At 39.9% G+C, this 25,433-nt stretch carries 8 protein-coding genes, 4 tRNA genes, 5 rRNA genes and 1 pseudogene (1 of these 18 cut by a window edge); 17 read left to right on the plus strand and 1 reads right to left on the minus strand.

Going from position 1 to position 25,433, the window contains the following annotated elements; genetic code table 11:
* Positions 1-235: 235 nt before the first annotated feature.
* The gene (locus AAHI02_RS16010) at positions 236-616 is read left to right on the plus strand and encodes a hypothetical protein (RefSeq protein ID WP_346984101.1); all 381 of its coding nucleotides are present in this window, start codon (positions 236-238) and stop codon (positions 614-616) included.
* A gap of 73 nt (positions 617-689) precedes the next feature.
* On the plus strand, positions 690-944 hold the full coding sequence (locus AAHI02_RS16015) for a hypothetical protein (protein WP_346984102.1): 255 nt from the start codon (positions 690-692) through the stop codon (positions 942-944).
* A 73-nt stretch (positions 945-1,017) separates the two neighbouring features.
* Here the strand turns inward: AAHI02_RS16015 and AAHI02_RS16020 are convergent, their stop codons facing one another.
* Positions 1,018-2,220: an IS256 family transposase gene (locus AAHI02_RS16020; protein WP_346983900.1), complete on the minus strand. Its 1,203-nt coding sequence runs from the start codon at positions 2,218-2,220 to the stop codon at positions 1,018-1,020.
* An 837-nt stretch (positions 2,221-3,057) separates the two neighbouring features.
* Here AAHI02_RS16020 and AAHI02_RS16025 point away from each other — a divergent pair.
* The 15 genes and pseudogenes from AAHI02_RS16025 to AAHI02_RS16095 form a co-directional block, all read left to right on the plus strand.
* Positions 3,058-3,909, plus strand: coding sequence for a BadF/BadG/BcrA/BcrD ATPase family protein (locus AAHI02_RS16025; RefSeq protein WP_346986628.1), 852 nt, complete (start codon positions 3,058-3,060; stop codon positions 3,907-3,909).
* 19 nt (positions 3,910-3,928) lie between these two features.
* A complete protein-coding gene (locus AAHI02_RS16030; protein WP_346984103.1) occupies positions 3,929-6,223 on the plus strand; it encodes an NADP-dependent malic enzyme in 2,295 nt (764 codons plus the stop codon).
* Between the two features lie 315 nt (positions 6,224-6,538).
* A complete protein-coding gene (gene ruvA / locus AAHI02_RS16035; protein WP_346984104.1) occupies positions 6,539-7,144 on the plus strand; it encodes a Holliday junction branch migration protein RuvA in 606 nt (201 codons plus the stop codon).
* A gap of 157 nt (positions 7,145-7,301) precedes the next feature.
* Positions 7,302-14,241, plus strand: a pseudogene (sprA, locus tag AAHI02_RS16040) (cell surface protein SprA).
* Positions 14,242-14,352: 111 nt separating this feature from the next.
* Complete coding sequence (gene gcvH, locus AAHI02_RS16045; RefSeq protein ID WP_346984105.1) at positions 14,353-14,730, plus strand: glycine cleavage system protein GcvH; 378 nt, start codon at positions 14,353-14,355, stop codon at positions 14,728-14,730.
* 25 nt (positions 14,731-14,755) lie between these two features.
* Complete coding sequence (locus AAHI02_RS16050; RefSeq protein WP_346986629.1) at positions 14,756-15,082, plus strand: VanZ family protein; 327 nt, start codon at positions 14,756-14,758, stop codon at positions 15,080-15,082.
* Between the two features lie 992 nt (positions 15,083-16,074).
* Positions 16,075-17,592, plus strand: a 16S ribosomal RNA gene (locus AAHI02_RS16055).
* 202 nt (positions 17,593-17,794) lie between these two features.
* A tRNA-Ile gene (locus tag AAHI02_RS16060) sits at positions 17,795-17,868 on the plus strand.
* Positions 17,869-17,971: 103 nt separating this feature from the next.
* Positions 17,972-18,045, plus strand: a tRNA-Ala gene (locus tag AAHI02_RS16065).
* Positions 18,046-18,249: 204 nt separating this feature from the next.
* Positions 18,250-21,007 (plus strand): 23S ribosomal RNA (locus AAHI02_RS16070).
* Between the two features lie 197 nt (positions 21,008-21,204).
* A 5S ribosomal RNA gene (gene rrf, locus AAHI02_RS16075) occupies positions 21,205-21,312 on the plus strand.
* A gap of 1,729 nt (positions 21,313-23,041) precedes the next feature.
* Positions 23,042-24,559: ribosomal RNA gene (locus AAHI02_RS16080) — 16S ribosomal RNA — on the plus strand.
* A gap of 203 nt (positions 24,560-24,762) precedes the next feature.
* Positions 24,763-24,836: transfer RNA gene (locus tag AAHI02_RS16085), tRNA-Ile, on the plus strand.
* Positions 24,837-24,939: 103 nt separating this feature from the next.
* Positions 24,940-25,013 (plus strand) — tRNA-Ala (locus AAHI02_RS16090).
* A 204-nt stretch (positions 25,014-25,217) separates the two neighbouring features.
* Positions 25,218-25,433 (plus strand): 23S ribosomal RNA (locus tag AAHI02_RS16095) (it continues 2,540 nt past the right edge of the window).
* The 16S, 23S and 5S rRNA genes sit together here with 4 tRNA genes alongside, the layout of an rRNA operon.

Consider the following 25,433-nt stretch of genomic DNA (forward strand, 5'->3'; position numbering starts at 1 on the left):
TTATTTTTATCATGATAAGGCTATAAAAACGAAAAATTTCATAGATAAATTTACAGTTTATCCAACAGAAAAGAATATATTGATTTTTAAAGGGTATCCTGATGGAACACAATACATTGGTGGAACAAGTGGCTTTAAAAAAGGAAAAAAAGTATATTTCTATATTCGATTAAAATCCCCTGATGATAACAGTGATTATGGATATACATTGTATTACCAAAAAATGAGATAACTTATGAAAGATATAGCTAAAGTGATTTTTAACAAATGTTTTATACTTTTTATTCTCTTTCCTTTCTATTTGTTTTCACAAAAGCAAGATGGCTTTAAAAGCATCTCTTTCACCCAAAAAGATTCAATCACCAATTTAGAAGAATATAAAAAAGGACAGAGAGAAATAATTACCCAGTTGGAGAATAAAATGGTGGATTTTACACAATCTTTAACAGGTAGAAGTTCTGAAAAAATAAGCGAAACAAACAGATACTTAGTGGATAGCTTAGTGAATTCTATGTCTCAAAATGAATTAGACAAATCCATTAGAGTCTATCACTATAAAAATATAAACAAGAATATATGGAAACGTTGGGAGACAAAAGAAATTTACAACTGTTAAATCACCTTGGGATAAAGAGCACCCTGTAAGCGGGAATCGTTTATTTGGATATTGCATTGATCCATCTGGTGATATGATAATTTATACAAGAGGAGTTGATAGATTTACTACTAAAACGCATGGTGGATTTCAATATGCAGCAGAAAAATTTGGGTATATAGAGGCCCAAAAAATGTGGGAAAATATGCAGGAAAAACTATCAAATTATGTAAATAGTAAAAGTGGTAGCGCTTCGATCATTCCGGGAACTGATTATACTCCCAATTATATTTTTGTAAAAGATTACCTTAAGAATAAAAAACCAATAACTGCACTAGGATGTCATTAAAATTATATCTAACAATCAATTTTTGACACTCTCCCACGAAGTGTGTAAGTTAAAAAGTTAGGGGCTTGGATTTTTATAATCTGAGCCTTTGTTCAAAAATAAGCATAAACTGGTTAAGAACAATACCCCAATTTTGAATTGGCATGGTCCATTTTTTAGTAGCTTCTTTTAAAGCGAGATACACTGATTTCATTACGGCATCATCGGTAGGAAAAGACATTTTGTTTTTGGTGTATTTTCTGATTTTCCCGTTGAGATTTTCAATTAAATTGGTGGTGTAAATGATTTTTCGGATCTCTAAAGGAAATTCAAAAAATACAGTCAGCTCATCCCAATTATTCCGCCAGGATGCGATAGCATAAGAATATTTGCTTTCCCATTTTTCTGCAAAATCACCCAGAGCTGCTTCAGCTGCTTGTTTTGTTGGAGCAGTGTAAATATGTTTCATATCGGCAGAAAAGTCTTTTCTGTCCTTCCAAACTACATATTTGCAGGTATTTCTGATTTGGTGTACAACACAAATTTGGGTTTGAGATTCAGGAAAAACAGAACGGATAGTCTGGGTAAATCCGTTTAAATTATCGGTGGCGGTGATGAGAATATCCTCTACACCACGAGCTTTTAAATCTGTGAGAACGCCCATCCAGAAAGCTGAACTTTCATTTTTTCCAAGCCACATTCCTAACACCTCCTTTCTCCCGTCACGGTTTAATCCCACAGCCAGATAAACTGTTTTATTAATGACTTTGGAGTTTTCTCTTACCTTGAAAACAATGCCATCCATCCAAACAATGAGATATAAATCTTCAAGCGGACGGTTTTGCCAGCTTACCACTTCACTGGCAACAGCATTGGTGATTCGTGAGATGGTAGAAGTAGAAACCTCAAAATCATACATCTCTTTAATTTGCTCTTCAATATCACTTACACTCATTCCCTTAGCATAAAATGAGATGATAATATTTTCCAAACCTTCGATGATGTTGTGTCTCTTTGGGACTAATGCAGGTTCAAAACTACCTTCTCTATCTCGGGGAACTTTAATTTCAGATTCGCCAAATGAGGATTTTATCTTCTTGGTCCCGTGTCCGTTTCTGAAATTTCCAGTGATGGATTTCTGATGCTTTTCATTATCCAGATGGGTGTCCAATTCTGCATCAAGCATATGTTCTACAGCTCGTTTATGCATTTCTTTGAAGAAAGAGGTTAGGTCTTCTCCATTTTTAAAGGACTTATAGAAATCCTTGTTGTTTAATAAGTCTTCTTTGTCTATCATAACTATGTAATGATTAAAAATAATAAAAAGTTATTTCCGTAAAATTTTTTGAGCTATGAGGGCTCAAAATTTTCCAGAATAACTTTTTAACTTACACAGTTAGTGAGACACTACCCTTTTTATATAAAAACCTACTTTAGTTTTTTTATATTTTAAATCTTCCGTCATTATCAATCTGTTTGTCATCTCCGTAGAAATCTATGCATAGTATTAGAAAACTCATTGCCGCTAGAAAAATCCTCGAAAGTTTTAACAATAAAATTTAAGTAAAAACATCTGCACTTATAAAATATCTTGATATTCTTAATATATCTTAGCTCCTTAAATAATCTTAATGGTTTAAAATATGCTCAAGCACTAGCTCCTTGTATTACTTCCATAAACGAAGTGCCTTTGTTTACCTTAATAAAATAGTTTATTAAAAAAAAGCTTTGTCTACCTTTGCGATAATTAAAAGCAAATTTTATCCTTTGAAAAAATAAATAAAGCTTTGTCCAGAATACATGAAGCTTAGTCAAAAGTAGATAAGGCTCCGTCCAAAATAGATAAGGCATTGTCCAGGATATATAAGACCTTGTCCGGAATATATATTGCCTTGTCCAGGGTATATAAGGCTTTGTCTCAAATAGATAAAGCATCGTCCGGAATCTTTATAACACCGTCCAAAATAGATAAGCCTTCCGCCAAACTAAAACACGCATACTCTCAACAATTTCCTTCATTATTCAAAATACATAAGAACTCTGCAGACCAAAAACAACACATATGTCATGTCAATTATCCCACATCTTACAAGATAAATTCATAATTTAGCATCCTTAAACTAAAATGGAAAATATGGTTGCTATTGTTGATAGTGGTTCTACAAAATCAGATTGGGTGATTCTAGACGATTTTAAACAAATCTTCCTGAAAACAGAAACCATTGGTTTCAACCCGAACTTTATCAGCAGAGAACTTATCGTTCCCGAAATTGAAAAAAATACAAGCCTTACCTCCGTTAAAAATTCCATCCGGAAAATATACTTTTATGGTTCAGGATGTGGGGTACAGCAGAACTGTGACACTATTATTGAAGAATTGGGAAGAGTATTTACCGATGCAGAAATCATTGTAAAAGAAGATCTAACGGCAGCAGCGTATGCCGCGTATAGAGGAAAGCCTGCCATCGTCTGCATTTTAGGAACAGGTTCAAATTCATGCTATTTTGATGGCAAAAACATAAAAATCCAATTACCGTCACTAGGTTTCCTTGTCGGTGATGAAGGAAGCGGAAGCGCCATCGGGAAACAATTGGTGCGAAGATTCTTCATGCAGAAACTTCCCGAAGATCTTTCATCCGAATTTGAGCAAACGTATAACCTCACCCTGGATGAAGTGCTGAAAAACATGTACCATACCACCCGGCCTAATGCCTTTCTTGCAGATTTCAATAAATTTGTGGTAGAAAGAAAAGAACATCCGTACCTGAAAAAAATGGTACATGAAGAAATGCTTAATTTCTTCGACTATCAGGTGATTCCCTACAAAGAATCAGGAGAAGCCGAAATCAATTTCATTGGCTCCATTGCCTATTACTATGAAGATATTCTGCGTGCAGCAGCGGCAGAACTCAATTTAAATGTGGGACAGATTGTACAAAAACCTATCGAAAGTTTAGTCAGTTACCACATTCAATATATATTATAATCAAAAAACAAAATTCTATATGTCAAGTAAAAACCACCGCGACGAAAAGAACTTTAATCAGGCCGCGTTAGATTACCATAAAGCCGAACCTAAAGGAAAAATCGAAGTGATTCCTTCAAAACCGCATTCTTCTCAGAGAGACCTGTCATTGGCCTATTCGCCGGGAGTTGCAGTTCCTTGTATGGAAATTCACCATAAGCCGGAAACCGTTTACGATTACACAGGGAAAGGAAATCTGGTAGCTGTTATTTCCAACGGTACAGCGGTTCTCGGTTTGGGAGATATCGGTGCAGAGGCTTCAAAGCCGGTAATGGAAGGGAAAGGTCTTTTGTTCAAAATTTTCGCAGACATCAATGTTTTTGATATCGAGATCGATGAAAAAGATCCTGATAAATTCATTGATATTGTAAAAGGAATTGCACCTACTTTTGGAGGAATCAACCTTGAAGATATTAAAGCCCCGGAAGCATTTTATATCGAGCAGAGATTAAAAGAAGAGCTGGATATTCCTTTGATGCACGACGATCAGCACGGAACAGCCATCATTTCTGCTGCAGCATTAATCAATTCTTTAAAAATAGCCAATAAAAAGATCGAAGAAGTAAAAATGGTGGTAAACGGAGCAGGAGCTGCCGCGATTGCCTGTACCAACCTTTATATTTCTTTAGGGTTAAAAAGAGAAAACGTAATGATGTGTGACAGTAAAGGAGTGATCAACCAGAGAAGAGAAAATCTTACCTCTGAAAAGCTTGATTTCATCGCACAAACCGATATCGATACCCTGGAAGATGCCGTAAAAGGATCGGATGTTTTTGTAGGATTGTCCAAAGGAAATGTGATGACTCCTTCCATGCTTTCAAGCATGAACGAAAATCCTATTGTATTTGCATTAGCCAACCCGGATCCGGAAATTGCCTATGATCTTGCCATTGAAACACGAAAAGATGTGATCATGGCGACAGGAAGAAGTGATTATCCTAACCAGGTAAACAACGTTCTTGGTTTCCCATATATCTTCCGTGGAGCATTGGATGTGCAGGCAAAAACTATTAATGAAGAAATGAAGCTGGCTGCTGTTCATGCGATTGCCGATCTTGCTAAAGAACCGGTACCTGAAGCGGTAATTTTAGCGTATAATCTTCAGAATCTTCAGTTCGGAAGAGAATATTTTATCCCGAAACCGTTTGACAACCGTTTGATTACAAAGGTTTCAAGTGCCGTAGCAAAAGCTGCAGTAGAAAGTGGAGTAGCGAGAAAGATCATCACAGACTTCGACGAATACGAAAACAGTCTTCTCGACAGAATGGGAAGAGATGAAAAGCTGGTGAGAATGATGCAGAACCGTGCAAAAGCAAACCCTAAGAGAATTACTTTAGGGAATGCTGAAGAGTACAACGTACTGAAAGCTGCACAGATCCTTTATGAAGAAGGAATTGCTTACCCAAGCCTTTTAGGAAGCAAAAAATACATCAAAGAACAGATGGAGCGTTTTGGAATTACCCTTGATGTTCCGATTATTGACCCAAGTGATGACGACCAGAAGGAAAACAGAAAAAGATACAGAGAAACGCTGTGGAAACTTCGCCAGAGAAAAGGCATGAACGAATATAAAGCCAAAAGATTTGTTCGCCAGAGAGATTATTTCGGACCTTTGATGCTGAGACATGGTGATACTGACGGATTGATCGTTGGTTTCTCCAAAAACTATGTGTCTACATTAAGACCGGTTTTAGAAGTGATCGAAAAAGATAAAGGCGTTGATAAAGTAGCCGCAATGATGATGATCTTATCTGAGAAGAAACCGATTTTCTTTGCAGATACTTCCATCAATCAGAATCCTACCGCCGAAGATCTTGTGAATATTGCTAAAATGGCAGAGTTAACGGTAAAATCTTTTGCGATCGAGCCAAGAATCGCCATGCTGGGATTTGAAAACTTTGCTGCGATTTCTGAAACTTCTAAAAAAGTGGCAAAAGCAGTGAGTATCCTTCACGAAAAGTATCCTAAAATGATTGTTGACGGAGAAATACAACCGGATTTCGCAATGGATTCTGATCACCTGAGTGATTATCCGTTCTCAAAATTAGGAAATACACCGGCCAATACTTTCATCTTCCCGAATCTTGAAAGTGCCAATCTTTCTTACAAAATCCTCAGAGGAATGAAACTGGCACAGGTGATAGGACCTGTTTTAATGGGATTAAAACAGCCTGTTCACGTACTCCAGATGCGTTCAAGCGTTGATGAAATCGTGAATCTGGCAACTATAGCTGTTCTGGATGCCCAGAGAAGGGAAATTAAAGACAAGAAATAGACTTACAATATATTTTCCAAATAGTAAAACAAAGACTTCATTTCCGGAGTCTTTGTTTTTTTTATATATAGTCCGAAAATATTATCCTGATAACTTTTGGAATTTATCCTGATAATTTCCCGGATTTATCTTGATGATTTTCTTAATTCATCAGGATGAATTTAAAATCTGTGCCGGATGATGTTTTTCAAGTCTTTTGTTTTTGTGGCATATCTTTAAAATTCAAATTAAAAATTAAGTTAAAAATCATTCGTCTATGAAATGAAAACATTAATTAGTTTAATTTGCTATATTTGGGAGTTTTAAAAATTAATAATGATATTTTCACTACAAGGCATTGTTCAGGAACTTACGCCTACTTACGCAGTGATCAACGTCCAGGGAGTTGGTTACTATGTAGGTATTAGTTTAATGACCTCGCAAACCCTTACCACCAATCAGGAAACCGTTCTTTTTATTCAGCAGATCATCAGGGAAGATGCTCATTTGCTTTTCGGATTTAAAACCAGATCAGAAAAAGAGATGTTCAATCTGTTAATAAGCGTTAATGGAGTGGGGGCGGTATCTGCCCTCATTTTACTATCTACTTTAGCCCTTGATGAGATCGCTTCAGCCATTCTTTCAAGGAACAGTGCATTGATTCAAAAAGCTAAGGGGATTGGTGCCAAAACAGCCGAAAGAATTATAGTAGATCTTAAAGATAAAGTCCAGAAATTCAGTAATCCGGAGGAAAATATTTCTACGCTGGCGAATAATAAAGTGAAGGAAGAATCGTTATCTGCATTAGAAGTTTTGGGTATTCCTAAAAGGATGAGTGAGAAGCTTGCAGATAGCATCATAAAGCAAAATCCGGAGATTTCAATCGAAGAGTTGGTAAAACAAATTTTAAAAAAACATTTAACATTTGGTGGCAAATATTAAGTATTTCAATATATTCCTGTTCCTGTCGTTCATGTGCATGTCAGTAATGACGTTTGCACAGCAGAGACCGGCGGTTCGCGACACAGCAATAATAAAAAAAGACTATCAGCTGGCAGATCCTACACAGTATGAAGCCTATTATGATATAAAAAGCGGTATGTATTACGTATATCCGAAGATCGGAAATACTATTACCGGACCTCCTACAGCCATGTCGCCCGAAGATTATAAAGAATTTATGATGGCGGAGCAGACGAGAGCTTACTATAAGGAAAAATCAGACCGTTACAGTTTGATGTTCAGAAAAGATAAAAGTGATGCTGCCAGAAAAGGATTAATTCCTTCTCTTACCATCAACAACAGGCTTTTTGAAACGCTTTTCGGAAGCAATAAAATTGAAATTATTCCGACAGGATATGTTTCTTTCGACTTTGCGGGACTTTACCAGAAGATTGACAACCCATTGATTTTACCTCAAAACAGGAAAAGTTTTACGTTTGATATAGATCAGAGAATTCAGCTGGGCTTATTAGGGAAAGTAGGAGAGAATCTTCAGTTGAAGGCTAATTACGATACACAGAGTGGTTTCGCTTTTGAAAACAGGATGAATCTCGTATGGCAGGCCAAAGGAAGCTGGAAGGATCTTCAGCAGAAAGGGCTTCAGGATGTTGATAAACCAAGCGCTGGTGGTGAAGACAAGATCATCAAAAGGGTAGAATTCGGTAACGTAAATATGCCGCTTTCAACCAGTCTGATCCGTGGATCGCAGTCATTATTTGGAGTAAAGACAGAATTCCAGTTAGGAAAAACTTATGGAACCGTTGTGTTATCTCAGCAACAGGGTGAATCCAGGAATATTACCGTTCAGGGTGGCGGTGTAATGAATACATTTAAGCTGAATGCTATTGATTATGAAGATAATCAGCATTACTTCGTAGGACATTATTTTCTTAACAACTATGATAATTCTTTGCTAAATTATCCTCAGATCAATTCGAAGATCAGCATCACCAGAATGGAAGTTTGGGTACTGGATCAGGGAAATACTAACTTACAATATCAGAAAAGTATCGTTGGGGTTAGGGACCTTGGAGACGCTCCGGGAGTACTTCCAAATAACGACCAGTCCGGATTTAATCTTTACTCTGCAGTGAACGCATTACCGGGATTAAGGGATGCCAGCACGGCTTACAATGCTATCAAAGGTGCTAATCTCCCTGTTGCATCCGGCGGGACAGCAACATATCAGGACGGAGAAGAGTTTATCTTTAATAAAAAAGCAAGAAGATTAAATACCAACGAATACATCCTTCAGCCACAATTAGGGTATATTTCATTGAATCAGAAACTGAATGACAATCAGCTTTTGGCAGTTTCATTCTCATATACGGTAAACGGAAGCAACCAGGTGTACAAAGTCGGGGAATTCTCCGAAGAAAGTACGGTCTTGGTGGCAAAACTTTTAAAGCCGAATACCACTGTAAAGACTTCCTCTCCGATGTGGGATCTGATGATGAAAAATATCTATTCTCTGGATGCCGGACAGGTCATTCAGGATGGGTTTATGCTGAATGTTTTATACAGGGATCCGCAGTCCGGAGGTAAATTAAATTATCTTCCTGTTGCCAATAATCCTCAGGTAAACAATGTTCCTTTAATCAAATTACTGAATTGGGACCGACTCAATGCCAACGGTGACTTACAATCCAATGGAAATACAACAGGAGACGGAATTTTCGACTTTGTCAACGGAATTACCATCAGACCGGAAACCGGAAGGGTGATCTTTACCAAAGCACAGCCGTTTGGTAATTATATTCAGTCGGTGATCGGAAGTAATGATCCGCAGTATGTTTTCTCGGATCTATACAGCCAGCAAAAGCAGGTTGCCATATCCAGTAACCTCGCCCAGAGATATACCATTGAAGGGCGTTATAAAGGAACGCAGGGACAGGGAATATCTTTAGGAGCCGTAAACGTTCCTCAAGGTTCTGTAAAAGTCTCTGCAAATGGTGTTCAGCTGACAGAAGGGATCGACTATACCGTAGATTATATGCTGGGTACTGTGACCATCATTAATGAACAGGTGAAACAATCCGGTCAGGCTATTAATATTTCATTAGAAAATCAGCTTACGTTCAATACCCAGAGAAAGCGTTTCTTAGGATTAAATTTAGAAAGAAGATTTAATGAAAACTTTATTTTAGGGGCAACGGTTGTTAATTATTCTGAGTCACCACTTACCCAAAAGGTAAATTACGGACAGGAAGCCGTCAACAATACCATGGCAGGAATCAATTTGATGTACAACAATCAGTTGCCGTTTCTGACAAGATTAACGGATAAAATTCCGTTTGTAAATACGGAAGCACCTTCCAATTTAAATTTCAAAATGGAGACTGCTTATTTACTTCCGGGTCTAAATAAAGGAATTAATGACCAGTCTTATATCGACGATTTCGAGCAGACTACTTCAAAGATTACTTTAAAAGAACCAACAGCGTGGAGTCTGGCTTCAAAACCTGAAAAAAACCAATCTGATCAACTTTTTGCGGGAGCAGGTAAAAATAATGACATTAGAGAAGGTTACGGAAGAGGTCTTTTATCCTGGTATAATATCGACCCGAGGTTCTGGGGAGTAGGAGGTAAGGCACCCAACGGTATTACTCCTCAGTCGGTTTCTAACCATGCTTCCAGAAGAGTTCAGTTTTCTGAGATTTTCAATAACAGAGATTTTGTAGCCGGCGAGCAGACCTATACCAATACTTTTGATATTTCATATTATCCGGCAGAAAAGGGACCTTATAATGCTAATCCTGTTGCAGAAAGTACAGCGCAAAGATGGGCGGGTATTATGAGACCGATCTCAGTTTCCAATTTTGTAAGTTCCAATATTGAATATGTAGAATTCTGGATGATGGATCCTTATGCGGACGGAAATACTTTAGGTACAAATCCAAAACTTTTATTACAGTTAGGAAATGTATCTGAAGATATCCTGAAAGATGGACAAATGCAATATGAAAATGGATTGCCTACGCCTTCGGCGCCTTCTGTTACTACAACTTCAAACTGGGGAACACAGCCTAAGCAACCGCCGATTTTGTATGCTTTCTCAAGCGAAGGTGCAGATAGAACCGCTCAGGATTTAGGATATGATGGGTTAGGTTCAGATCAGGAAGCTGCCTTGTTTGGAAATACATTTGTCAATCCGGTTACCAATGTGTCGGATCCTGCTGTAGATGATTTCGTATTTTATATGTCTAATAAATTTACAGGAAATCAGGCAGCTTCAGTAGTACAGCGTTATAAATATTTCAGAGGGCCGGAAGGAAATTCACAGAGCAACTCTCTGGAGGTTGCTACGCAGACTCCGGATTCTGAGGATATTAATAAAGATTATAACCTGGATCAGAGCGAAAGCTATAATGAATACATTGTTAATTTAGATCAGGCAAGTTTGGTATCAGGAACCGATAATTATATTGTTGATCAGAAAACTGTTAAGGCTACATTTCAAAACGGCCAGACTGATGATGTGAAGTGGTATTTATTTAGAATTCCTGTTTCAGATTTTAATAACCCTAACAGACCGAATCTTGGAGGTGATAAGGAAGCTTCAATTTTAAATAATGTAAGATTTGCAAGGTTATTATTAACAGGCTTTGATCAGACTTCTACATTAAGATTCGGAACAATGGATCTTGTAAGATCAGACTGGAGAAAATATCCTAAAAACATTGCAATTACCGGAAATTCAGGAGCAACAGATGAAGGTACAACAGTTGTAAATAATAATAATTTTGAGGTAGGAAGTGTAAATATTGAAGAAAATGCTTTAAACCAGCCTCCTTATGTACTGCCTCCGGGAATTGACAGACAGATCCTAAGTGGAAATGCAGGAGCGCAAAGACAAAATGAAGCTTCCCTCTATATGAAAGCGACTTCACTTGCTTCTTCTGAAGCGAGAGGGGTATTTAAGAACACTACATTGGATATGAGAAGGTATAAAAAGCTGAAACTTTTTGTACATGCCCATACTGATTCCAGAAGTAGTGATCCTAATATTGGCCAGATTGATGAGAAAACAAAATTCTTTATCCGTTTCGGTAGTGATGCTACAGATAACTATTACGAATATGAATCTTCATTAAAAATAACGCCGACCACTGCAACCGCTCCTATGGAAATCTGGCCGATGGAAAATGATGTTGATTTGAATATTCAGGATTTTGTAGATGCTAAAATTAGAAGAGATAAGAACCATCCGACTCAAATTGTAGAAAGATTAAAAGATGAGGCTTTTGATCCAGGAAACACCTTTAAAAGTCTTTACATCAAAGGACGCCCGAGTTTAGGAAATATTACGACCATCATGATTGGTGTCAGAAATGGAAATGACAGAGGTACAGGAGGTGCTATTGACAGGATCCTTTGGGTAAACGAAATCCGCCTGTCTGAGATCGAAAACGATGGAGGGTACGCAGGAAACGCAAGTTTAAATTTCAACCTTGGAGATTTTGCCACGGTAAATACAAGTGCATCCTATACATCAGTTGGGTTTGGAAATATAGATTCTAAGCCGGCAGAAAGAAACCAGTCTACACAGTCTGCTTTCAGTATCAATACAGCAGTTAACGTGGATAAATTTTTACCTGAAAAAACAGGGGTGAAAATCCCGTTGAATTATTCGTATTCTCAGACTATTGAAGATCCTAAATATAATCCTCTGGATACCGATGTTGAATTTAAAAAAGCTGCGAACAGAGAGGAACTCAAAAAAAGTAGCAAGAACATACACCCAACAGAGAAGCATCGGTGTGGTAAATATGCACAAAGAAAGAGTAAACCAAAATAGAAAGCCAAAATTCTATGATGTTGAAAATATTTCTGTGACTGCCGTTTATAACGATGACTTTTACAGAGATATTTATACCAAAAGAAACTACAGACAGTATTTGAGAGGATATGTGGATTACAACTACACTTTCAAACCGTGGGTAATCCGTCCTTTCAATAAAATGATCAGTGATACGGCTAAATCCACAAAATATCTGAAATGGGTAAAAGAATTTAACTTTAATCCCGTACCGACAAGATTCTCTTTCAGAACTGAGATTGACAGAAATTATAATGAACTGGAGTTCCGTAATATTGATGCCATTTTAAATGGAAACTATAATGATGACTTCGGGGCAATCAAAAACAGAAATTTCTACTTTGGATGGCAGTACGGCTTAGGGTTTAATTTCACTAAATCATTAAAACTGGAAATCAACTCGGCCACGAGAACATTGAATGATAATGTGGATGTTAATACAATGGATAACAAATCGATCTTTGGAAATGTGTTCAGAGCCGGAAGACCTGTATTGTATAATCACAGAGTTCAGTTAAATTATAAACTGCCGTTCCAGTATCTTCCCTATTTAGATTTCATTGATGCAGAACTAGGGTACGGGTTTACCTACAATTGGAATGCAAGATCCACCGTTCTTTTATCAAGTCCGGATGGAAGTCTTGGATCGGTCGGGCAGAATACCAATGTAATTCAGGCTACTGCAACAGCAGACTTTACGAAGTTCTTCGGTCAGTTTAAATATTTTAAAAATATTTCAGCAAAACTTCAGAAACGTAAACAGGAAGTCGATTCATTAAACAATGCTTATACCCAGCAGTGGGAGAAAAACAAATACGCCTATAAAAAATATAAATTTAAAAACAGGCTTACTCCGCTTCAGAGCATGGCATATTTATTAACGTCAATGAAGCAGTTAGACATCAACTATTCCGAAAACAATGGTACCGTACTTCCGGGATTGCTTTCTGCGCCGAACTGGTATGGATATGGGCAGACATTAGGTGGCCCTACGATCGGATTCCTTTTCGGTTCACAGGCAGATATCAGAAGAACAGTGATGGAGAATGGCTGGGTAAGTGACTCGGAGTTCATGACTGATCCTTATGTACGGATGTCAACAAGGGAATTGCGTGCAAATCTTCAGATAATGCCAATGAATGACCTTAGAATTGATATCAGCGCTCTTCATAATTACAACAGAAACTTTACCCATACCGGATTTAATTATAGAGATTCGAATACGGGAATTGCTGATCCTAACTATACATTTGCCAATGATATGGTTACCTATTCCAATTCTGTGGTGTTACTTAAAACAGCATTTAAAGATGGTGCTGCAATCTATCAGGCAATACGGGAAAATGCAATGATTTTATCACAACAAATGCCGGGCGCCCTGGAACCAAACGGTTTCAAAGACGGCTACGGAATATCAAATGCTTATATTCTGATTCCTGCGTTCAGGGCCGCCGTAGAAGGTAAATCTCCGAAAATGATGGATAATCCTAAAAAAGCCGGACTTCCGATTCCTAACTGGAAGATCACGTATTCAGGATTAAGAAATGTCCCAATTATTAATGGGCAGTTTTCCAAGTTTGATCTTCTTCATGCTTATCAGGCGACCTACACAGCTACGGGAGTTCAGTCGAGTATAGATTATTTTAATTCACTTAATAATTTTAATGCAACCCAGAGAGACATCAATGATGATTATATCAATCCATTTACATTTGCTCAGGTGGGATACGTAGAAAACTTCTCACCATTGATCGGAGTAGATATGACGATGAGAAATAATATGCAGTTCGGTATCCAGTACAACAGATTGAGAACATTGTTGCTAGGATTAGTGAATCATACGTTAACCGAAGACTCAAACAGCGAATATGTGGTGAGAGTTGGATATATCATCCGAAACTTCAGACTGGGAATGGCCAACACAGGAGGAAGAGGAAAAGCCAAAGGAAGCGATCTCAATATTAGAGGAGATTTCTCCTTAAGAGACAGCCGAACCAGTATCACCAACATCCTGCTGGATGACTCACAGGTTACCGGAGGGCAAAGACTAATGAATATTAAAATATCTGCAGACTATAATGTATCAGAAAATCTGAATCTTAGAGTGTTCTATGAACAGATGACTTCGAAATACAAAATCTCAACAGCATTCCCGCTGTCAACCATAAGAGCAGGGATTTCCGCTACGTTCACCTTCGGGGATTCAGGAGGTTTCTGATGAGAATCAGAATAAATTTAAATGTCCTTCAATTTTGGAGGACATTTTTTATATCCGATATTTGAAGCTTGTAGAATTTTGAATACATTTGTACCAAATAAAAAATTAAAAATGAACACACCATCAGAATTAAAGTACACTAAAGATCACGAATGGATTAAGATCGAGGGTAACGTTGCTACAATCGGTATTACAGACTTCGCTCAGGGAGAGCTTGGCGATATCGTTTATGTAGATGTTGATACTGTAGATGATGAATTGGAAGGAGGAGCGGTTTTCGGAAGTGTAGAAGCTGTAAAAACAGTTTCAGACTTATTCTTGCCTATTTCAGGAAAAGTGATTGAGTTCAATTCAGAACTTGAAGATCAACCTGAACTTTTAAATTCAGATCCTTATGGAAACGGATGGATCATCAAAGTAGAAGTTGCTGAAGGTGCAGATCATTCAGAATTACTTTCCGCTGAAGAATATCAGGCAATCATTGGATAAAATTTCAAAAATATTGAGTAAGATACTGCCCATTTATTGGGCATTTCTTACTTATATGCTTCTCAAACCCGGTGAAGAGAACCACGAATACTGGTTCATGTTCAATGGAATTGATAAAGTTTTGCATCTAAGCATTTTTGCGGCACTTGGTTTCTGTTTCATAGCTGCATTTCCCAAAATAAAATTTTACTACTTCATTCAGATTATTTTGATTTATGCCTTCCTTACAGAAATTCTCCAACAGGAAATGGGACTCGGCAGATCTATGGAGACTCTGGATGTTGTTGCAGATACCATCGGCTGTCTCATAGGCTACTATACATATAAGCTTCTTGTCAAAAGATTTTTCTAATCTTATTCACAAGCCTTCACCTTCTTTCACAGAAGCTTACATTAACTTCTCTCAACTCTCCAACACTAATATTCTCCAACTCTTTCACTCATTTTCTGGGAGCTTTTTCCGGCTATCCGCTCATACTCCTCGCGCAATGCTCTCCGGGCTTTCCTGGCTGGATCCATGCTTCCCTAACGTTCCCTCCCTTGCTGTGGGGTAACCGCTTCGATCCGGGCTAGGTTGTGGGTGCTTGATTTCAACGGTCACTACTCAAAAACATATGATCTAAAACCCTCCAACTCTTTTTTTAGAATAAAAAAAACCTTTACTATTTAAATTCACCATCTGCGCCATCTGCAAAATCTGTGAGAGCTTAAATACAAAAACAAACCATACACACTCCCGAAACACCAACATCCTCCACCCCTCATCCCCTCCAACTCAAAAATCAAACTTTTGTTTAAAATTATTCTCTTTAGTATTCAGTGGGTTAAGGGGTAAATGTGAATAGAACATGAATATTATGTTAAGTAAATTAGGATTATAAGGTTTAAAAGTACTACTTTTGCCCCACTGAAAACGAGAGTATATTCGGTAAGCGCAGAAGAGCTTTTAATAAGAGCGTATAAATTAAAAAGAACTCCTTTATATTTAATAAGGATACATTTAAAAGTCGGATTTAGTTCATGAATTTTTTTTTCAGAAAATATTTGTGGGAATAAAAAAGATTAGTATCTTTGCAGTCCCGATAAAACGGGAGCGCAGGAGTAGGTTTGACGGATGTTGGAATGGAGATTAGGGTTATCAAAAAACTTTAAAAATTCTTTTAAAAACATTTGGTTGATAAGAAATAATTTATTACTTTTGCACTCGCAAATACGGCGTGAAACTGACAGAGAAAGTAGCGGAGTATGAAGCGGAAGATTTGAAGATCATTGACATACAATATAACAACCAAGTAAGGAAAAACTAAAGCGTTAAAAAACTTTGAGTGAGTCAAGAACAAACATACAATGGAGAGTTTGATCCTGGCTCAGGATGAACGCTAGCGGGAGGCCTAACACATGCAAGCTGAGCGGTAGAGATCTTTCGGGATCTTGAGAGCGGCGTACGGGTGCGGAACACGTGTGCAACCTGCCTTTATCAGGGGGATAGCCTTTCGAAAGGAAGATTAATACTCCATAATATAATAGATGGCATCATTTATTATTGAAAACTGAGGTGGATAGAGATGGGCACGCGCAAGATTAGATAGTTGGTGAGGTAACGGCTCACCAAGTCGATGATCTTTAGGGGGGCCTGAGAGGGTGATCCCCCACACTGGTACTGAGACACGGACCAGACTCCTACGGGAGGCAGCAGTGAGGAATATTGGACAATGGGTTAGCGCCTGATCCAGCCATCCCGCGTGAAGGACGACGGCCCTATGGGTTGTAAACTTCTTTTGTACAGGGATAAACCTATCTACGTGTAGATAGCTGAAGGTACTGTACGAATAAGCACCGGCTAACTCCGTGCCAGCAGCCGCGGTAATACGGAGGGTGCAAGCGTTATCCGGATTTATTGGGTTTAAAGGGTCCGTAGGCGGATCCGTAAGTCAGTGGTGAAATCTCACAGCTTAACTGTGAAACTGCCATTGATACTGCGGGTCTTGAGTAAGGTAGAAGTGGCTGGAATAAGTAGTGTAGCGGTGAAATGCATAGATATTACTTAGAACACCAATTGCGAAGGCAGGTCACTATGTCTTAACTGACGCTGATGGACGAAAGCGTGGGGAGCGAACAGGATTAGATACCCTGGTAGTCCACGCCGTAAACGATGCTAACTCGTTTTTGGGCTTTCGGGTTCAGAGACTAAGCGAAAGTGATAAGTTAGCCACCTGGGGAGTACGTTCGCAAGAATGAAACTCAAAGGAATTGACGGGGGCCCGCACAAGCGGTGGATTATGTGGTTTAATTCGATGATACGCGAGGAACCTTACCAAGGCTTAAATGGGAATTGACAGGCTCAGAAATGGGTTTTTCTTCGGACAATTTTCAAGGTGCTGCATGGTTGTCGTCAGCTCGTGCCGTGAGGTGTTAGGTTAAGTCCTGCAACGAGCGCAACCCCTGTTACTAGTTGCTACCATTAAGTTGAGGACTCTAGTAAGACTGCCTACGCAAGTAGAGAGGAAGGTGGGGATGACGTCAAATCATCACGGCCCTTACGCCTTGGGCCACACACGTAATACAATGGCCGGTACAGAGGGCAGCTACACAGCGATGTGATGCGAATCTCGAAAGCCGGTCTCAGTTCGGATTGGAGTCTGCAACTCGACTCTATGAAGCTGGAATCGCTAGTAATCGCGCATCAGCCATGGCGCGGTGAATACGTTCCCGGGCCTTGTACACACCGCCCGTCAAGCCATGGAAGTCTGGGGTACCTGAAGTCGGTGACCGTAAAAGGAGCTGCCTAGGGTAAAACAGGTAACTAGGGCTAAGTCGTAACAAGGTAGCCGTACCGGAAGGTGCGGCTGGAACATCTCATTTTAGAGCGTCTATTGACGATAAACAAAAAAAGTATCGCAAGATACATTGTACTTACTTAAAGTAAAGCTTTAGTTTTTTATTGGTTGCTTATATTAAAAATACAAACCCACTAGAAATTAGTAACGGGAAGAGATTGAGGAATGAATGAAGATAATGGGGTATGCAAATATTACTTATTACTCATCACTTATTACTCATAAAGAGTCTCGTAGCTCAGCTGGTTAGAGCGCTACACTGATAATGTAGAGGTCGGCAGTTCGAGCCTGCCCGAGACTACTAATTGAAGGGATTAAGATATTGAGAAATTAAGGAATTAAGAAATTAGCGCGAGCAAATCTCTTAATCTCAAAATCTCTAAATTTTTTAATCTTACCTAGAGGGGGAATTAGCTCAGCTGGCTAGAGCGCCTGCCTTGCACGCAGGAGGTCAAGGGTTCGACTCCCTTATTCTCCACATATTATATGATGTACGTAAGTACAGAGTATAATTGTAAGAGTGTAATAAAAGAAATTGTATATCTACATAATGACGGAGCCGTCATTAGTACATTTTACTTGATTACAGGATTACAAGCATAAAGATCATTGACATTACCGGTAAAGACATCACAAAGAGAAAACCGAGCACTTATAAGTGCTTGAGTAACCTAAAAATAGGAAAGAAATCGTTAAGGGCGTATGGCGGATGCCTAGGCTTTCAGAGGCGAAGAAGGACGTGGTAAGCTGCGAAAAGCTCGGGGGATTGGCACACACGAATTGATCCCGAGATGTCCGAATGGGGCAACCCGTCAGGTTGAAGACCTGTCATCCCTTAGGGGGAAGCAAACCCGGAGAACTGAAACATCTAAGTACCCGGAGGAAAAGAAATCGAAGAGATTCCGTAAGTAGTGGCGAGCGAAAGCGGATTAGCCCAAAAGTCTTTATATGTTTAGAAGAATGTTCTGGAAAGAACAGCCATAGAGGGTGATAGCCCCGTATTTGAAAGGCATATATAGATGATAAATGAGTAGGGCGGGACACGTGAAATCCTGTCTGAATATGGGGGGGACCATCCTCCAAGGCTAAATACTCCTGAAAGACCGATAGTGAACAAGTACTGTGAAGGAAAGGTGAAAAGCACTTCGAATAGAAGGGTGAAATAGAACCTGAAACCGTACGCCTACAAGCGGTCGGAGCAGATTAATTCTGTGACGGCGTGCCTTTTGCATAATGAGCCTACGAGTTAATTTTACTAGCGAGGTTAAGGACTTCAGGTCCGGAGCCGGAGCGAAAGCGAGTCTGAATAGGGCGCATAGTTAGTAGGATTAGACGCGAAACCTTGTGATCTACCCATGGGCAGGTTGAAGCTTTGGTAACACAAAGTGGAGGACCGAACCGGTTGACGTTGAAAAGTCTTCGGATGACCTGTGGGTAGGGGTGAAAGGCCAATCAAACTGGGAGATAGCTCGTACTCTCCGAAATGCATTTAGGTGCAGCGTCGATTTATAGTTTATTAGAGGTAGAGCTACTGATTGGATGCGGGGGTTTCATCGCCTACCAATTCCTGACAAACTCCGAATGCTAATAAATGATGGTCGGCAGTGAGGGCATGGGTGCTAAGGTCCATGTCCGAGAGGGAAAGAACCCAGACCAACAGCTAAGGTCCCCAAATTTCTGTTAAGTTGAAGCAACGCGGTTGGACTGCATTGACAGCTAGGATGTTGGCTTGGAAGCAGCCATTCATTTAAAGAGTGCGTAACAGCTCACTAGTCGAGCGGTCCGGCATGGATAATAATCGGGCATAAACAGAATACCGAAGCTATGGATTTATAATTAATTATATCTGGTAGGAGAGCATTCTATAGGCACAGAAGCTGAGTCGTGAGGCTTGGTGGAGCGTATAGAAAAGAAAATGTAGGCATAAGTAACGATAAAGGGGGCGAGAAACCCCCCTCACCGAAAGACTAAGGTTTCCTCAGCCATGCTAATCAGCTGAGGGTTAGTCGGGACCTAACGCGCACCCGAAAGGGGAAGTGGATGGACAATGGGTTAATATTCCCATACTTGCTCACACTAAAAAGGGGACGGTTCGACGTAGCTATTGAAGACGGACGGAAGTGTCAAGGCCTAGCCTTCGGGCGAAGCTGTTATAGTGAAATCGGATCCAAGAAAAGCCGAAGTGAAGCAACCCGTACCAAAACCGACACAGGTGGTCGAGGAGAGAATCCTAAGGTGCTCGAGTGAGTCGTGGCTAAGGAACTAGGCAAAATAGTCTCGTAACTTCGGAAGAAGAGACGCCAACAGCAATGTTGGCCGCAGTGAAGAGGCCCAGGCGACTGTTTATCAAAAACACAGGACTCTGCTAAATCGAAAGATGCTGTATAGGGTCTGACACCTGCCCGGTGCTGGAAGGTTAAGGAAGGGCGTTAGCGTAAGCGAAGCGTTTGACTGAAGCCCCAGTAAACGGCGGCCGTAACTATAACGGTCCTAAGGTAGCGAAATTCCTTGTCGGGTAAGTTCCGACCTGCACGAATGGTGTAACGATCTGGGCACTGTCTCAGCCACGAGCTCGGTGAAATTGTAGTATCGGTGAAGATGCCGATTACCCGCAATGGGACGAAAAGACCCTGTGAACCTTTACTATAACTTCGTATTGACTTTGAGTAAGTAATGTGTAGGATAGGTGGGAGGCTTTGAAGCCGGCACGCTAGTGTTGGTGGAGCCGACGTTGAAATACCACCCTTTACTTACTTGGAGCCTAACTTCTTTTAGAAGGACATTGCGTGGTGGGTAGTTTGACTGGGGTGGTCGCCTCCAAAAGAGTAACGGAGGCTTTCAAAGGTACCCTCAGCACGCTTGGTAACCGTGCGTAGAGTGTAATGGCATAAGGGTGCTTGACTGTGAGACCTACAAGTCGATCAGGTGCGAAAGCAGGACATAGTGATCCGGTGGTTCCGTATGGAAGGGCCATCGCTCATAGGATAAAAGGTACTCCGGGGATAACAGGCTAGTCTCCCCCAAGAGCTCACATCGACGGGGAGGTTCGGCACCTCGATGTCGGCTCGTCACATCCTGGGGCTGGAGAAGGTCCCAAGGGTTGGGCTGTTCGCCCATTAAAGTGGCACGCGAGCTGGGTTCAGAACGTCGTGAGACAGTTCGGTCTCTATCTATTGCGGGCGTTAGATGTTTGAGAGGGCTTGATTCTAGTACGAGAGGACCGAATTGAACAAACCTCTGGTGTATCAGTTGTACCGCCAGGTGCACCGCTGAGTAGCTATGTTTGGAAGAGATAAACACTGAAAGCATATAAGTGTGAAACTCGCCTCAAGATGAGACATCTTTTAAGGGTCGTGGGAGATGACCACGTTGATAGGCTACAGGTGTAAAGACAGTAATGTCATAGCCGAGTAGTACTAATTACCCGTAGATTTATAGCCTATAAGTGTTGCTTATGGCAACTGGCCGATAGCTATTAGCTAAAAGCCAAGCGCCAACAACAAGCCTTATAAGTGCGAATACTGGTTTTGCCTTTGTGATGAAATTTACCGATAAAAAAGTTGATAGTAAAGAGTTGACCGTTGATAGTGAAAACTAACAACCATCAACCAAAAACCATCAACTCATATACAACCTTTAGGGTGGTTTTAGCGGTGGGGCTCACCTGTTCCCATTCCGAACACAGAAGTTAAGCCCACCAGCGCCGATGGTACTGCTAACGCGGGAGAGTAGGTCGCCGCCAGTTTTTATTTAAAGTCTCACAGAATACTCTGTGAGACTTTTTTTGTTTATAAAAAATACCCACCATTATACATCTCAAGCTCCTGGTTCATATCTTCCTAAATCATATCTCAATCACATTTCTATCCCCCCCACACACAATCCTCATTCAACAGTTAACATCACATCTCTACCACCCATCCTCTTTATATTCTGCTAACACACAATGCGAATCTGAATAAAACGATCCTGAACTGAACCAAAGATGATAGTTGAATAAACTAAACTATAGCTATAAGCGAAAAAAGTTACATGAAATGTCGGATTTTATAAAATTTAAGGTGTGATAGATTTTGTTAGCTCGTTTAGTGCTAGCCACTTCAGATTTAATTTGGCTCTTTGTGTAGCCATCTGTTTTGCATATGGTTTATTATCTCTACCGTAAGCTGCTGGCTGATTGCTGTTCTCAGGCTTTATGGTAGTAGAATGTCTTATAGTATAGGATTAATAATTAGCCATCGGTCAAACACCACCATTTTAGAATACCCAAATTTATGATAATTCAATAAATTACCGGTAATATCCTCGTTGTTACTAAATCAGTTTACTTAATTTTTTTTCATTAATCCTTATTTTTTTGGATTGTATTCAATCAACTGAATAATATTTTCATATTTATTCTTATTTATATTTAGTCAACTTTATCTTTCTATATGATACATCTACGCTATAAATTCTAACCTACATTTTTTATTTCAACACAATACCAGTAATCAATTACTATATTTGTCGCTTGAATTTTAATATCCCGATCTGTATTACCCTGTACCATTACGGAATATTGTAATCTTATGCTCATTCCTGAGTTTGAATATCCCAAATAATAACAAAACTTGCAAAAACGTTCTCTTTCACATACCTTATACATATTGAATTATTTTTGCTAGTTGTAAAATCTAGTAAAATTATTAAATATAAAATCTACCGAAAATTCTTGACTGTTTTTGAAATAGAACACCATGCGAATCATCCTACTTGTGTAACCATAGTCTTTATACACGAAAATACTTTCACTTTTTTCAATGCTATTTTCATCTTCTATTACCTGGAATTCGTTGTTTTTTGGTATTATTTTTCCACACAAATTCTTATTTAATTATTTAATCGATTCGTAATCGTTTAATGTGGATAACTATAATATTAAGATAACCGTTTAGATGATAGTGTATTATACCTGTTATTTTCCACAAGCCTAATCATAGAGCCAATTTTTTCTTAAGTAAATTAGGATTATAATGGATAAAAGTACTACTTTTGCCCCACTGAAAACGAGAGTATCAGTAAGCGCAGAAGAGCTTTTAAGAAGAGCGGATAAATTAAAAAGAACTCCTTTATTTAATAAGGATACATTTAAAAGTCGGATTTAGTTCATGAATTTTTTTTTCAGAAAATATTTGTGAGAATAAAAAAGATTAGTATCTTTGCAGTCCCGATAAAACGGGAGCGCAGGAGTAGGTTTGACGGATGTTTGAATGGAGATTAGGGTTATCAAAAAACTTTAAAAATTCTTTTAAAAACATTTGGTTGATAAGAAATAATTTATTACTTTTGCACTCGCAAATACGGCGTGAAACTGACAGAGAAAGTAGCGGAGTATGAAGCGGAAGATTTGAAGATCATTGACATACAATATAACAACCAAGTAAGGAAAAACTAAAGCGTTAAAAAACTTTGAGTGAGTCAAGAACAAACATACAATGGAGAGTTTGATCCTGGCTCAGGATGAACGCTAGCGGGAGGCCTAACACATGCAAGCTGAGCGGTAGAGATCTTTCGGGATCTTGAGAGCGGCGTACGGGTGCGGAACACGTGTGCAACCTGCCTTTATCAGGGGGATAGCCTTTCGAAAGGAAGATTAATACTCCATAATATAATAGATGGCATCATTTATTATTGAAAACTGAGGTGGATAGAGATGGGCACGCGCAAGATTAGATAGTTGGTGAGGTAACGGCTCACCAAGTCGATGATCTTTAGGGGGGCCTGAGAGGGTGATCCCCCACACTGGTACTGAGACACGGACCAGACTCCTACGGGAGGCAGCAGTGAGGAATATTGGACAATGGGTTAGCGCCTGATCCAGCCATCCCGCGTGAAGGACGACGGCCCTATGGGTTGTAAACTTCTTTTGTACAGGGATAAACCTATCTACGTGTAGATAGCTGAAGGTACTGTACGAATAAGCACCGGCTAACTCCGTGCCAGCAGCCGCGGTAATACGGAGGGTGCAAGCGTTATCCGGATTTATTGGGTTTAAAGGGTCCGTAGGCGGATCCGTAAGTCAGTGGTGAAATCTCACAGCTTAACTGTGAAACTGCCATTGATACTGCGGGTCTTGAGTAAGGTAGAAGTGGCTGGAATAAGTAGTGTAGCGGTGAAATGCATAGATATTACTTAGAACACCAATTGCGAAGGCAGGTCACTATGTCTTAACTGACGCTGATGGACGAAAGCGTGGGGAGCGAACAGGATTAGATACCCTGGTAGTCCACGCCGTAAACGATGCTAACTCGTTTTTGGGCTTTCGGGTTCAGAGACTAAGCGAAAGTGATAAGTTAGCCACCTGGGGAGTACGTTCGCAAGAATGAAACTCAAAGGAATTGACGGGGGCCCGCACAAGCGGTGGATTATGTGGTTTAATTCGATGATACGCGAGGAACCTTACCAAGGCTTAAATGGGAATTGACAGGCTCAGAAATGGGTTTTTCTTCGGACAATTTTCAAGGTGCTGCATGGTTGTCGTCAGCTCGTGCCGTGAGGTGTTAGGTTAAGTCCTGCAACGAGCGCAACCCCTGTTACTAGTTGCTACCATTAAGTTGAGGACTCTAGTAAGACTGCCTACGCAAGTAGAGAGGAAGGTGGGGATGACGTCAAATCATCACGGCCCTTACGCCTTGGGCCACACACGTAATACAATGGCCGGTACAGAGGGCAGCTACACAGCGATGTGATGCGAATCTCGAAAGCCGGTCTCAGTTCGGATTGGAGTCTGCAACTCGACTCTATGAAGCTGGAATCGCTAGTAATCGCGCATCAGCCATGGCGCGGTGAATACGTTCCCGGGCCTTGTACACACCGCCCGTCAAGCCATGGAAGTCTGGGGTACCTGAAGTCGGTGACCGTAAAAGGAGCTGCCTAGGGTAAAACAGGTAACTAGGGCTAAGTCGTAACAAGGTAGCCGTACCGGAAGGTGCGGCTGGAACATCTCATTTTAGAGCGTCTATTGACGATAAACAAAAAAAAGTATCGCAAGATACATTGTACTTACTTAAAGTAAAGCTTTAGTTTTTTATTGGTTGCTTATATTAAAAATACAAACCCACTAGAAATTAGTAACGGGAAGAGATTGAGGAATGAATGAAGATAATGGGGTATGCAAATATTACTTATTACTCATCACTTATTACTCATAAAGAGTCTCGTAGCTCAGCTGGTTAGAGCGCTACACTGATAATGTAGAGGTCGGCAGTTCGAGCCTGCCCGAGACTACTAATTGAAGGGATTAAGATATTGAGAAATTAAGGAATTAAGAAATTAGCGCGAGCAAATCTCTTAATCTCAAAATCTCTAAATTTTTTAATCTTACCTAGAGGGGGAATTAGCTCAGCTGGCTAGAGCGCCTGCCTTGCACGCAGGAGGTCAAGGGTTCGACTCCCTTATTCTCCACATATTATATGATGTACGTAAGTACAGAGTATAATTGTAAGAGTGTAATAAAAGAAATTGTATATCTACATAATGACGGAGCCGTCATTAGTACATTTTACTTGATTACAGGATTACAAGCATAAAGATCATTGACATTACCGGTAAAGACATCACAAAGAGAAAACCGAGCACTTATAAGTGCTTGAGTAACCTAAAAATAGGAAAGAAATCGTTAAGGGCGTATGGCGGATGCCTAGGCTTTCAGAGGCGAAGAAGGACGTGGTAAGCTGCGAAAAGCTCGGGGGATTGGCACACACGAATTGATCCCGAGATGTCCGAATGGGGCAACCCGTCAGGTTGAAGACCTGTCATCCCTTAGGGGAAGCAAACCCGGAGAACTGAAACATCTAAGTACCCGGAGGAAAAGAAATCGAAGAG

Origin of the sequence: Chryseobacterium sp. POE27, assembly GCF_039727685.1 — a bacterium.
Classification (GTDB): Bacteria; Bacteroidota; Bacteroidia; order Flavobacteriales; family Weeksellaceae; genus Chryseobacterium.